Below are 12,594 nucleotides of genomic sequence, written 5' to 3' on the forward strand. Positions count from 1 at the left end.
GGGGCTGCCTCATCACGCGCCGGTGGGCATCCGCCTTCCACCCGGTCAGGCGTGCAGGGGGTCTGCGGCAACCGCAGCGGGCAATCTCCGGTGCGCGTCGGCTGAATCAGGTGGCGCGAGGACGCCCATCCGACTTCGCAAGTAGGGGGCGGCGATGGGGCATCAGGCGCGAATCCAGAATAGAGACTATACACATTAGGTCGACTTTTAGGAACATAACCTCATGCGGCTGCGTGCTGCGACTTCCTATAGTGGTGTTACTACGAGACGGGAGGTCGTTCGCATGGCAGTCGAGACTCGCCGTGACTTCCTCAAGGCCGCCGGCCTGGTTACGGGCGGTCTGATGGTTCTGGGGCTCAGTGGATGTGCGTCAGGTGCTCGGGAAGCCAGCACTGGCGATAACCACGCCGGTAGCACCTCGGCTGCCTCGGACACCGGACGCATGGACTGGCAGGAGATGGACCGGCACCACCGGGAGGGCATCGAGGCATTCCCCGCCGCGACCGAGGGGAAGGGGAACCAGCTCCTGCCCTACACGATGGACGGTGACGTGAAGGTCTTCGAGCTCACCTGTTCGGAGATCGAGTGGGAGGTCGAGCCGGGCAAGAAGGTCCGGGCGATGGCATACAACGGCACCGTACCCGGCCCGGTGATCCGGGTGACCGAGGGCGACAAGGTGCGGGTCCACGTGCGGAACCAGCTGCAGGAGTCCACCTGCGTGCACTGGCATGGTCTGCGGGTGCCCAACAACATGGACGGCGTGCCGTTCATCACCCAGGACCCGATTCCGCCCGGAGGCAGCTTCACCTACGAGTTCGTGGCCAAGCCGTTCGGCACGCACATGTACCACTCGCACCACAACTCGGCCCAGCAGGTCGGGCTCGGCCTGCTCGGCGCCTTCATCATCGACCCGAAGGATCCGGGCGTCGAACCGGCCTATGACCGGGAGTACCTGATCGTGCTCAACGACGGTGCGCACGGGTACACCCTCAACGGCAAGGGCTTCCCGGCCACCGAGCCCTTCACCGCCAAGCTGGGCGAGCGCGTCCGCTTCCGGTTCATGAACGAGGGCGTGATGTACCACCCGATGCACCTGCACGGGTTCGCCTTCGAGGTCTTCGCCCGGGACGGCTATCTCCTGCCGCAGCCGTTCCGCTGCGACACGCTCTCCATCGGCCCCGGCGAGCGGTGGGACGCCATCGTCGTCGCCGACGAGCCCGGCGTGTGGGCCTTCCACTGCCACATCCTGCCCCACGCGGAGAGCCAGATGGGCATGTACGGCATGGTCACCGCCTTCATCGTCGAGGGATAACGCCTGTCCGCCCCGCCGGCCGCCGTGGCCGGCGGGGTCTTCCAGTTGCCGGTCGACGGTGTACCTGCCGCGCACTCAGGTGCCGTGGACGGTGTGCCGGGTCCCGCCGGGAGTGGTAACATGTTGGGGAGGGACGCGCAAAGGGGGATGCTCGTGCACATCAAGATCTTTTCCGACTACATCTGACCCTTCTGCTACATCGGCGAGGGGCTCGTCGAACGACTCCGGCGGGAGCCGGACCTGGACCTGACCGTGACGTGGCTGCCCTTCGAGCTGCACCCGGATACCCCGCAAGAGGGCGTGTCGCTGCTGCAGAAGCTGGGGCACCTCAGCGCCCCACAGCTCGAGATGATGATGGCAGAGCTGCGGCAGCGGGCGGCCGGGCTCGGCCTGCCCTTCAACCCGCCGCCCACGCTGTTCAACACCCGCAGGGCCCTGCAGCTCGCCGAGTTTGGCCGCGACCGTGGACGCCTGGACCATCTGCACCGGCCGCTCTTTCAGGCCTACTTCGTGGACGGGGCCAACCTGAGCGACGAGGGGGTCCTGCGCCGGGTGGCCGAGGCGGCCGGCCTGGACGCCGACGCCGGGCTGGCGGCCGTGCGGGAGGGGCGGTACGCGCGCAGGCTGGCCGACGCCGCGGCAGAGGCCGACCGCTATGGCGTGCGGGCTGTGCCCACCTTCATCATCAACGACCGCTACAAGGTGGTCGGGGCGCAGCCCTACGAGAAACTGAGGGAGATCCTGCGAACGGTGGCCCGGGAGGGCTGACCGCATGGGCCGAGACCCTGCATCTGCCTCCGTGCGGGCATGCAGGGTCTTCTTGCGTTATGGCGGTGCGTGTCGAGGTGGAGTACGGCGACGAGGTGGTTGACGGAGACACAGCCACGGTCGCCATGACGATTTTCGCGCCGGACATCGCGGCGATCGGCGATGCGGTCTTCGCAGATGCCGCGGGCTCGCTCGCGGCGGCCGGGCATGGCGGCAGGGTCGAACCGGACCCTGAGCTGCCGCTGGTATTCATGTCCGCCCTTGCCGATCCGTACTCGCCGAAAACGGAATCGAAATACGAAGCTCGCCTGGTGAGAGTCGACGGGGAATGGCGGGTGCGCGCCATCACCCGGGTGCGGTGAGCCTCTCTGCCTCCTGTGCGACGCGGCCATCGGGCGATATGTTGCCGGGCGCGGCAGCAGGATCGGGTACATGCCGGTAGGGTGGTCCGCGGAGTGATCTACGGCCTCGCGAGGATAGACCGCCGGCGTCACCTCGGGTCGGCGACCGGATATACGCCATGAAAAATAGATATATGTTTAGTAACCGGGCCTCATGCGGTTAACGTATGAGGCTTTCTATACTGGTCTTACACAAACATGGGGGGTCGTTCGCATGGCAGTAGAAACACGCCGCGACTTTATCAAGGCCGCGGGTCTGGTTACGGGCGGCCTGATGGTCCTTGGCATCACTGGATGTGCCACCGGTACGAAGCAGGACAGCCACGACAACGACAACACCAGCCACACCCCTTCGACCACCGACCCCGGGAGCATGGACTGGCAGGAGATGGACCGCCACCACCGGGAGGGGATCGAGGCCTTCCCCGCGGCCACCGAGGGGAAGGGGAACCAGCTCCTGCCCTACACGATGGACGGCGACGTCAAGGTCTTCGAACTGACCTGTACGGAGATCGAGTGGGAGACGCAGCCCGGCAAGAAGGTCCGGGCGATGGCCTACAACGGCACCGTGCCCGGCCCCGTGATCCGGGTGACCGAGGGCGACAAGGTGCGGATCATTGTCAAGAACGAGATGAAGGAATCCACCGCCGTGCACTGGCACGGCCTGCGGCTGCCCAACAACATGGACGGCGTGCCCTTCATCACCCAGGATCCGATCCCGCCCGGCGGCAGCTTCACCTACGAGTTCGTCGCCAAGCCGGCCGGTACGCACATGTACCACTCGCACCACAACTCGACTGAGCAGGTCGGGCTTGGTCTGCTCGGCGCCTTCATCATCGATCCGAAGGACCCGGCTGCCGAGCCGGCCTATGACCGGGAGTACCTGATCGTGCTCAACGACGGCACCCACGGGTACACCATCAACGGCAAGAGCTTCCCGGCCACCGAGCCCCTCGTCGCCAAGAAGGGCGAGCGCGTGCGCATCCGCTTCATGAACCAGGGCGTGATGTACCACCCGATGCACCTGCACGGGTTCGCCTTCGAGGTCTTCGCCCGGGACGGCTACCCCCTGCCGCAGCCGTTCCTGTGCGACACGCTCTCCATCGCCCCCGGCGAGCGGTGGGACGCCATCGTCGTGGCCGACGAACCCGGCGTCTGGGCCTTCCACTGCCACATCCTGTCCCACGCCGAGAGCCGGATGGGCATGTACGGCATGGTGACCGCCCTGATCGTCGAGGAGTAACGCGGCACAGCCCCGCCGGCCGCCACAGCCGGCGGGTTTCGCGCGCTCCGGAGGCCCTTGCGCCCGCTCTTTCACGCACCCATGCAGGTCATGCGGCGTGCTCTCCCGAATTCCCACCGGGTAGCAAGACCGCACCAGAAGGAGGAGATCAGATGCGCACGATGCTCTGGATGCGGCGGTGGCTGGCCGTGGGGCTCCTGGCCGTGATCGCGTTCGCGCCCGCCGCGGCGTCGGCGGCTGCCGCCGACCTGGTTCCGCTGCGGTTCGTGGCCGAGGCGGCCGGTGCGACGGTTTCGTGGGACGGTGACAGCTACACCGTCACCGTCGTCACCGACGACGGCGTGACGGCCACCCTGCAGATCGGCGCCACCGAGGCCGTCGTGGACGGGCAGCCCGTCCCGCTGGGCGCCGAAGCCGTCCTGGTGGGCGACAGAACCATGGTTCCGCAGTCCTTCATGGACAGCCTGCTGGCCATGCCCGTGACCTGGGACCCTGCCACGGGGGAGGCCGCGGCCGACCCGTACATGCTGAAGGCGCGCCGGCTGGTGCGCGACCTGATGAACGGGGAGCTCACCGCCGTGTACGACCAGCTGAGCCCGGCCCTTCGCGCAGCGCTGCCCTACGAGGCCATCCTGCAGATCGGGCTCCAGCTGGCCCCGTACGGTGAGCCCGGGCGTGCGCAGGTGCTGGGGGCGGCCGCCACGGCCGTTCACCAGAACGTCGACCTGCTGGTTCCCTTCACGGTTGCGCCGCTGAAGGCGACCATCCGGTTCGACGCCGAGGGGCGGGTCGACGACTTCCGCATCGACCCCTACGCCCCGGTTCAGGCCGCGGGCTCGCCGGCCTATGCGGACCCGGCCGGCTTCACCGAGGAGGAGGTGGCCTTCGGCGAGGCGCCCTGGGTCCTGCCGGGCACGCTGACCCTGCCCGCCGGGGAGGGACCCTTCCCCGCGGTGGTGCTGGTGCACGGGTCCGGTCCCAGCGACCGCGACGAGACGGCCTACGCCGTGAAGCCCTTCCGCGACCTGGCGCAGGGCCTGGCCGCACGCGGCATCGCCACCCTGCGGTTCGACAAGCGCACCTACGTGCACTCCCAGAAGTTCGCCAGCAACCCCGCCTTCACGCTGCAGGAGGAGTCGGTGGATGACGCGCTGGCCGCCGTCCGCTTCCTCGCCGGCGACGAGCGCATCGCCGCGGGCCGCATCTACGTGCTGGGCCACTCCCTGGGCGGCATCGCCCTGCCCCGCATCCTGGACCAGGACGAGGAGGGCCTCATCCGGGGCGGCATCGCCATGGCGGCGCCCAACAGCATGCTCGATACTCTCTGGGCCCAGAACAGCATCCTCGTCGAGGCCGGCCAGCTGCCGCCCGAGCAGCTCGACTTCATCCGGCCGCAGCTCGACATGCTCCGCGACCCGGCCTTCGACCCGGACAATTCGCCCAAGGGCTACCTGCTGGGCACACCGCACTACTGGCACGACCTGGTGCCCAAGGCATCAGGACTGCTGAAGCAGCTGGATCAGCCGGTGCTCTTCCTGCAGGGCGCCCGCGACTTCCAGGTGCCGGTGTCGGAGTTCGAGAGCCTCAAGGCCGACCTGGCGGAGCGCACGAACCTCACCTTCGAGCTCTTCCCGAGGCTGAACCACCTCTTCACCGAGGGCGAGGGTGAGATCGGCCTGATATCCGAGTACCTGGTGCCGGCCAACGTGCCCGAGTACGTGGTGCAGACCATCGCAGACTGGATTGCGTCAAACCCGTAGCTCCGCCTTGGGGAGGGCAGCAGCCCTCCCCTTTTTCCGCCGCAACTGGGAAACCGCGGTGCGGCGCCCCCCGTCCAAGGTTACAGAACACCTGGCCGGGAGGTATTACCCGTTGCGCAAGCGCATTGCCTGGCTGCTGATACCCGCCGTCGCAACCGCACTCACCGGGCCGGTCGCGGCGGCATCGCCGACATATTCCGAGGTATCCCCGAAGCCGTACGTCAGGGCAGCGGAGGCCGAGACCCCGCTGGCGCAGGGGCTGACCCTGACCAGCTTCGAACGGCTCTACCCCCACGGCTGGGCCAAGGGCTGGCTCCTCACCGCCCAGCTTTCGCACCCGGCCCTATCGACTGACCTGATCACCGCTCCCGGCGTGACGGAGGGTGAGCCGCTCTCCGCGATGGCGGCGCGCGCCGGCGCCATCGCCGCGGTCAACGGCGACTTCTTCGACATCGGCCAGACCGGCATCGCCCTGGGAACCTCCGTGAAGAGCGGCCAGTTCCTGCAGTCGGCCATCCCCGACTGGCCCCTGGGCGCCGGTGTCGGCCGGGACCGGATCGGCCGGCTGATGTCGGTCGTGCTCGAGGGCAGCATCACGCTGCCCAGCGGCACCTACCCCCTGGGCGCCGTCAATCTGCCCACCGTACCCTCGGGCACCATCGGCCTCTTCACCCCGCTCTGGACGCGCGACCGCAGCGCGGCGACGGTCGGGGCCTCGGAGGCCGTGGAGGTCGTGGTGCGCCAGGGCAAGGTCGTCTCGGTGAGCCCGACGGTCACCGACGGACCGGTGCCGGATGACGGGTTCGTGCTGGTGGGGCGTGAAGCCTACGCCGCCCCGCTGGCCGCGCTGCAGGTCGGCGACCTGGTGACCCTGGAGTACCATGCCAACCCCGACGTCCTGTGGGCCGTGGGCGGGCAGCGCTACCTGGTGGCGGAGGGCGTCGTCACGCCGGGACTGGACGACGTCACCCGGCGGCCCAGGACCGCCCTCGGCTTCTCGGCCGACGGCTCCACCCTCTTCCTCGCCACCGTCGAGGGCGGCTCGACCGCCAGCAGCGGCCTTACCCTGCGCGAGATGGCGGAGCTGATGAAGGGTTTCGGCGCCGCCTCTGCCATGGAACTGGACGGCGGCGGCTCGTCCGCGATGGTCGCCCGCCTGCCGGGCACGGAGGGCCTTACCCTGCTCAACCGCCCCAGCGACGGCCAGGAGCGCCGCATCCCCAACGGCGTGGGCATCTTTGCCCAGGCCGGGTCGGGCATCCCGCACTACCTCTCCGTGCAGGGTGAGCGGCGGGTCTTCCCCGGGCTCTCCCGCACGCTCTCGGTCTCCGCCCTTGACGAGCAGTACGGACCCGCACAGGCCGCGCCTCCCCTCTGGAGCCTCGCCGGGCCCGGGGTCCTCGCGCCTGACGGCCGGTACGCGGCGGTCCAGGCCGACGGCACGCCGGTGGCGGCGGGCACCGAGGTCGTCGTCGCGGCCGAGTCCGGCGGGCTCACCGCCGCCACCCGCCTCAAGGTCCTCGGGCCGCTGGCCCGGATCGTCCCCTCCGTGGAGGGTGGCCTGCGGCTGCACCCGGAGGAGGGTACCGTCTTCACGGTGATGGGCTACGACGCCGACGGCTTCGCCGCGCCCATCGACCCGGCGGATCTGACCGTGTCGTTCGACCCCGCCCTGATCCGGTTCGAGCGGGAGGGCGACAGCCTGCGCGCCATCCCGCTGGCCGAGGGCACCGGGCTGATCGTGGTCTCCGTCCAGGGCCACGAGGCGGTGATCCCGTTCGCCGCCGCGTACCGCACCACCGTCCTCGATGCCTTTGCGAACCCCGCGGCCTGGCAGTTCGAGCGCTACCCCGCCGAGGTCATGGGCGGCGTGGCGCCCGTGGAGCAGGCCGGCACCGATCCGACCCAGGGCGCCGGCGACGCTGCCGCCGGGCCAACCGGCGCAGCCATGGTTCTCAGCTACATCTTCGGCCCGGCGAGCGGAAACCGCGCGGCCTATCTCCAGGCGAGCGAGCCGCTGGCGCTGCCCGGGCAGCCCGTGCGGGTCGGCATGTGGGTGAAGGGCGACGGGCAGGGTGCGTGGCTGCGGGCGGTCCTGCAGGACGCCTCCGGCGCCCGGTACACTGTCAACCTGGCGCCCGCGGTCGACTGGACCGACTGGCGCTACGTCGAGGCGGAGGTTCCAGCCGGGGTGCAGTACCCCGTCAGCCTGCACCGGGTCTACCCCGTGGAGACCGACGGGACCCGGATCTACGCCGGCAGCCTGCAGTTCGCCGACCTGACGGTGCGGGATGCCGTGGAGATGCCCGCGGCCCCGCCGCCGGTGGCCCCGCCCCGCGACCTGATTCTCGCTCCGGCCGCACCGGCCGGCGAGGGCAGCTGGTCCTTCGCGGTGCTCGACGCCATGCCGCCCGTGGAGCCTGCGCTGGTCTTCCGGATGGCGCTGGCGGCGAACCCCGTCTTCTTCCTGGTCGACACCGGCCTGCGCGAGCCGGTCCAGCAGGCCCTGGCAGAAGCCGGCGCAGCGGACGTGCCCGTCTACGAGATGGCGCCGCCCGAGCGCTTCTTCGACGTCGGCAACGTGCGGTTCATCCTGCTGGGCACCGGGCAGGGCGGCCTCCGGGCCACCGATTTCAACCAGCTGGAGGGGCTGCGGACCCTGCTCTACCTGGCCGGGAACAGCGAGACGGTCCAGCAGGTGATCGTGGTCGGCGGGGAGACGCCCCTGGACTTCGCCGACCGGCGGGAGGGCGAGCTCATCCAGCGGTGGCTCACCGAGTTCGAGGATGCGTCGGGCAAGGCCGCGGCGTACCTGGCCTCGGGCGGGTTCTTCCCGAAGGTGACCCGGGTGGAGGGCATCCCTTACATCGAGGCCGGCAGCCCCATGGTGCCGCGCGTCTTCACCGTCGACCCGACCCCCGGGAGCGTGTGGATCCGGATGGAGCAGTAGCGCCCTCCGGGCCGCTTACAAGAAGGAACAAGGTGTTGAAAAGATAGTTACCGTTGTCAACAGAAGTCCATCGGATATAATACCTACAAGGAGGTGATGGGCCATGGCCGACTTCCATCTCTGCCCGAAGTTCGAACACGCGATTCAGCTGCTCGGCAAGCGCTGGACGGGGCTGATCCTTTCGACCCTGCTCAGCGGGCCGAAGCGATTCTCGGAGATCGAATCAGCCATCCCGGTCAGCGGGCGGCTGCTCTCCGAACGCCTGAAGGAGTTGGAGTCGGAGGGGCTCGTCACCCGGGAGGTATTCCCCGAAGTGCCGGTTCGGGTGGTCTACTCGCTCACGCCGAAAGGAAAGGCGATGGAGCCGGTGCTGGCCGCCGTCCAGCAGTGGGCCGAGCGCTGGGCATGAAAAGGCGGAGGCCGGGGTTCACTCCCGGCCTCCGTAACTGTTTTCGCTGCTAGTAGAGTGACGCCCGGGTGACCGGGGTGGCCTGAAGCAGTCGGGTCATGCGGGCGAAGCGCGCCCGATGACTGGCCGCGGCCGGCCCTGCAACCGGGTCGCGCCGGGCGGCGGGTACGGCCGCGGCGGCCTTCCTCGCAGCCGGGGCCGTTGCGGGCTTCTCCTCCAGCGCGGCGGTTCCCCAGGTCAGGTGGGCGCCTGCCAGGATCAGCCCGGGCACAGGGGTCGGCCGGCCCATGCGCTGGGCGAACTCGGCGGCGTCCAGGTCGCCCCGGAGCCCGTTGCACTCCTCGCAGGCGCAGATGCAGTTGGCCATGGTCGTGCGGCCGCCCTTCGACCAGGGGATGACGTGGTCCATTGTGAAGCCCGGCCGGCCGCACCAGTAGCAGATGTAGCGGTCGCGGGCGAGCACCTTCAGCCGGATGTACCGGTAGGCAAAGGGGTCAAAGCGCAGTCGGATGCGCGAGCGGCCGATCCACTTGGCCCGGCCCAGCCTGACCTCGCGGTCGGCCACCTTGCGCTTGCAGGGGGTGAGCGTGCGCCCCCGGCTGTCGATCACTTCAATTAGATCCGTCGTACTCATTCCTCCACGGGGCACGTCACGTCTCGCCCCCTTTCGTATTGTAGCCGACTGGATCGGCCGCTAATCTCTTCCGTTATGACACTAAGTACATTATTATACGACAAGATTATACCACAACATCGAACGAATCGGTACGTTGCAAACAAACGTTCGTCATGGTATGATTTGCACGTCCCGGTTGCGCGACCGGGTGTGGTAACATCCATTGTTGAGACAGTTGTGGGGGGCGTTGGGTTGTGGCCAAGGACCGTCTGGTGATTAAGGGTGCACGACAGCACAACCTGAAGAACATCAACCTCGAGATCCCCCGCGACAAGCTGGTTGTCCTGACCGGCGTGTCGGGGTCGGGCAAGTCGTCGCTCGCATTCGACACAATCTACGCCGAGGGTCAGCGGCGCTACGTGGAGTCGCTCTCCGCCTATGCGCGGCAGTTCCTGGGGCAGATGGACAAGCCCGATGTGGACTCCATCGACGGGCTCTCGCCGGCGATCTCCATCGACCAGAAGACGACCTCCCGCAACCCGCGCTCGACCGTGGGCACCGTCACCGAAATCTACGACTACCTGCGCCTGCTCTACGCCCGGATCGGACGGCCCCACTGCCCCACCTGCGGCAAGCCCATCCAGAGGCAGACCGTGGACCAGATGGTGGACGCGCTGCTCCGGATGGAGGAGGGCACGCGCATCCAGGTGCTCGCGCCGCTGGTGCGGGGCCGCAAAGGAGAGCACGTCAAGGTCTTCGAGGACATCCGCCGCGGCGGCTACGTCCGCATGCGGGTCGACGGGCAGATCATGGACGTCACCGACGAGCCGCCCGCCCTCGACAAGAAGCGGAAGCACACCATCGAGGTCGTGGTGGACCGGCTGGTGATCCGGCCGGACATCGAGCGGCGCCTGGCCGACTCCCTGGAGATCGCGACCAAGCTGGCCGGCGGCATCGTCACCATCGACGTCGTCGGCGGCGAGGAGCTGCTCTTCAGCGAGAACTTCGCCTGCCCGGACTGCGGCGTTTCCATCGACGAGCCGCAGCCGCGCAACTTCTCGTTTAACTCGCCCTTCGGCGCCTGCCCCGCCTGCACCGGCCTGGGGTTCAACACCGAGTTCGACCCCGAGCTCGTGCTCGACCCCTCGCTCTCGCTGGACGAGGGCGCCCTGGTGCCCTGGGCCAACTCGACGCAGCAGTTCTTCCACAACCAGATCGACGCGCTCTGCAGCCAGCTGGGCATCCGGAAGGACGTGCCCCTGAACCAGCAGGACCCGAAGTTCCGGGAGATCCTCCTGTTCGGCTGGCCCGACGGGAAGGTGCGCTTCCAGTACGAAAATATGTACGGACAGCGCAAGTGGTACGAGGTGACCTACGAGGGGGCCATCAAGCAGCTGGACCGGATGTTCCGCGAGACCTCCAGCGACGCCATCCGCGACCACCTCGCCGAGTTCATGACCACCCGGCCCTGCCCGGCCTGCCACGGCGCCCGGCTGAAGCCGGAATCGCTGGCCGTGAAGGTAGGCGGCCTCTCCATCGCCGAACTGACCGACCTCGACGTCGCACAGGCCCGCAAGTTCCTGGCTGGGCTGGACCTGACGGAGAAGGAGCGGGCCATCGGCCGCCAGATCCTGAAGGAGATCGACGCGCGGCTGGGCTTCCTGATCAACGTCGGGCTGGACTACCTGACGCTCAGCCGGTCCGCCGGCTCCCTGTCGGGCGGCGAGGCGCAGCGCATCCGGCTGGCCACCCAGATCGGCTCGCACCTGGTCGGGGTGCTCTACATCCTCGACGAGCCCTCCATCGGGCTGCACCAGCGGGACAACGAGCGGCTGATCGAGACCCTGCAGCAGCTGCGCGACCTGGGCAACACGCTGATCGTCGTGGAGCACGACGAGGATACGATCCGGGCGGCCGACTGGGTCGTCGACATCGGCCCCGGGGCCGGCCAGGCCGGCGGCCGCGTCGTGGCTGCGGGGCCGGTGGAGAAGATCCTGGCCACGCCCGAGTCGCTGACCGGCGCCTACCTCTCCGGCCGGCGCCAGATCCCGATCCCCGAGAAGCGGCGGCAGCCCAACGGCAAGTGGCTCGTCGTCAGGGGCGCGCGGGAGCACAACCTGAAGGACATCACCTTCCGGGTCCCGCTGGGCACCTTCACGGTGGTGACCGGCGTGTCGGGATCCGGCAAGTCCACCCTGGTCAACGAGATCCTCTACCGGCGGCTGGCTGCCGAGCTGAACCGGGCCCGCACGCGCCCCGGGGCCCACGACGCCATCGAGGGCCTGGAGCACCTGGACAAGGTGATCGACATCGACCAGTCGCCCATCGGCCGCACGCCCCGCTCCAACCCGGCCACCTACACCGGGGTCTTCGACCTGATCCGCGAGCTGATGGCCCAGACGCCCGAGGCGAAGATGCGGGGCTACAAGCAGGGCCGCTTCTCCTTCAACGTGCGCGGCGGCCGCTGCGAGGCCTGCAAGGGCGACGGCATCATCAAGATCGAGATGCACTTTCTGCCCGACGTCTACGTGCCCTGCGAGGTGTGCAAGGGCGCGCGGTACAACCGGGAGACGCTGGAGGTGCACTACAAGGGCAAGACCATCGCCGACATCCTCAACATGACCGTCGACGAGGCGGTGGAGTTCTTCCGGCCCCTGCCGCGCATCTACCGGAAGATGCAGACCCTGCAGGACGTGGGGCTGGGCTACATCAAGCTGGGCCAGCCGGCCACGACGCTCTCGGGCGGCGAGGCGCAGCGGGTGAAGCTGGCCACCGAGCTCTCTCGGCGCGCCACCGGGCGGACGATCTACATCCTCGACGAGCCGACCACCGGCCTGCACACGGCCGACGTGCACAAGCTGCTGGACGTGCTCCAGCGCCTCGTAGACGTGGGCAATACCGTGCTGGTCATCGAGCATAACCTCGACGTGATCAAGCAGGCCGACTGGATCGTGGACCTCGGGCCGGAGGGCGGCGAGCGCGGCGGCCAGATCGTGGCCGAGGGCCCGCCGGAGGAGGTCTGCGCGAACCCGGCGAGCTACACCGGCCTCTTCCTCAAGAGGCACATGGAGCGGCAGCGCGCCCAGGTGCCGCTGGGTGCGGCCTCGGGGACGGACTGACCGGCAGGGAGGAAGG

The 12,594-nt window shown here is 68.7% G+C and carries 9 protein-coding genes; 8 read left to right on the forward strand and 1 reads right to left on the reverse strand.

From position 1 onward, the window contains the following. Positions 1-442: 442 nt before the first annotated feature. The 7 genes from J2Z79_RS06970 (at position 443) to J2Z79_RS07000 (ending at position 8,843) form a co-directional block, all read left to right on the forward strand. Positions 443-1,312, forward strand: coding sequence for a multicopper oxidase family protein (locus J2Z79_RS06970; RefSeq protein ID WP_209466148.1), 870 nt, complete (start codon positions 443-445; stop codon positions 1,310-1,312). Positions 1,313-1,510: 198 nt separating this feature from the next. Next, positions 1,511-2,080 carry a DsbA family oxidoreductase gene (locus J2Z79_RS06975; RefSeq protein WP_209466229.1) on the forward strand — a complete coding sequence of 190 codons (570 nt, stop codon included), beginning with the start codon at positions 1,511-1,513 and terminating at the stop codon, positions 2,078-2,080. 59 nt (positions 2,081-2,139) lie between these two features. Continuing rightward, positions 2,140-2,442, forward strand: coding sequence for a hypothetical protein (locus J2Z79_RS06980; protein ID WP_209466149.1), 303 nt, complete (start codon positions 2,140-2,142; stop codon positions 2,440-2,442). A 253-nt stretch (positions 2,443-2,695) separates the two neighbouring features. After that, on the forward strand, positions 2,696-3,724 hold the full coding sequence (locus J2Z79_RS06985) for a multicopper oxidase family protein (RefSeq protein WP_209466150.1): 1,029 nt from the start codon (positions 2,696-2,698) through the stop codon (positions 3,722-3,724). A 152-nt stretch (positions 3,725-3,876) separates the two neighbouring features. Continuing rightward, positions 3,877-5,484 (forward strand): alpha/beta hydrolase family protein, encoded by a 1,608-nt coding sequence (locus J2Z79_RS06990; RefSeq protein WP_209466151.1) that lies wholly within the window; start codon positions 3,877-3,879, stop codon positions 5,482-5,484. A gap of 112 nt (positions 5,485-5,596) precedes the next feature. After that, positions 5,597-8,434: a phosphodiester glycosidase family protein gene (locus J2Z79_RS06995; RefSeq protein WP_209466152.1), complete on the forward strand. Its 2,838-nt coding sequence runs from the start codon at positions 5,597-5,599 to the stop codon at positions 8,432-8,434. Between the two features lie 103 nt (positions 8,435-8,537). Further along, positions 8,538-8,843, forward strand: a complete 306-nt coding sequence (locus J2Z79_RS07000; protein ID WP_209466153.1) for a winged helix-turn-helix transcriptional regulator — start codon at positions 8,538-8,540, stop codon at positions 8,841-8,843. Between the two features lie 49 nt (positions 8,844-8,892). Here J2Z79_RS07000 and J2Z79_RS07005 read toward each other — a convergent pair whose 3' ends face one another. Then, positions 8,893-9,477, reverse strand: a complete 585-nt coding sequence (locus tag J2Z79_RS07005; protein ID WP_209466154.1) for an HNH endonuclease — start codon at positions 9,475-9,477, stop codon at positions 8,893-8,895. Positions 9,478-9,713: 236 nt separating this feature from the next. Here J2Z79_RS07005 and uvrA point away from each other — a divergent pair, with 236 nt between their 5' ends. After that, the gene (uvrA, locus tag J2Z79_RS07010) at positions 9,714-12,578 is read left to right on the forward strand and encodes an excinuclease ABC subunit UvrA (protein WP_209466155.1); all 2,865 of its coding nucleotides are present in this window, start codon (positions 9,714-9,716) and stop codon (positions 12,576-12,578) included. Positions 12,579-12,594 lie beyond the last annotated feature (16 nt).

Source organism: Symbiobacterium terraclitae (genome assembly GCF_017874315.1).
In the GTDB taxonomy this organism is placed as follows: Bacteria; Bacillota; Sulfobacillia; order Symbiobacteriales; family Symbiobacteriaceae; genus Symbiobacterium; species Symbiobacterium terraclitae.

What these genes read in the sequence shown, in the direction of transcription:
- J2Z79_RS06980 (WP_209466149.1), top strand. Translation starts at nt 2,140, where the DNA reads ATGGCGGTGCGTGTCGAGGTGGAGTACGGCGACGAGGTGGTTGACGGA.
- J2Z79_RS06970 (WP_209466148.1), top strand. Translation starts at nt 443, where the DNA reads ATGGACTGGCAGGAGATGGACCGGCACCACCGGGAGGGCATCGAGGCA.
- J2Z79_RS07005 (WP_209466154.1), bottom strand. Translation starts at nt 9,477, where the DNA reads ATGAGTACGACGGATCTAATTGAAGTGATCGACAGCCGGGGGCGCACG.
- J2Z79_RS07000 (WP_209466153.1), top strand. Translation starts at nt 8,538, where the DNA reads ATGGCCGACTTCCATCTCTGCCCGAAGTTCGAACACGCGATTCAGCTG.
- J2Z79_RS06985 (WP_209466150.1), top strand. Translation starts at nt 2,696, where the DNA reads ATGGCAGTAGAAACACGCCGCGACTTTATCAAGGCCGCGGGTCTGGTT.
- J2Z79_RS06990 (WP_209466151.1), top strand. Translation starts at nt 3,877, where the DNA reads ATGCGCACGATGCTCTGGATGCGGCGGTGGCTGGCCGTGGGGCTCCTG.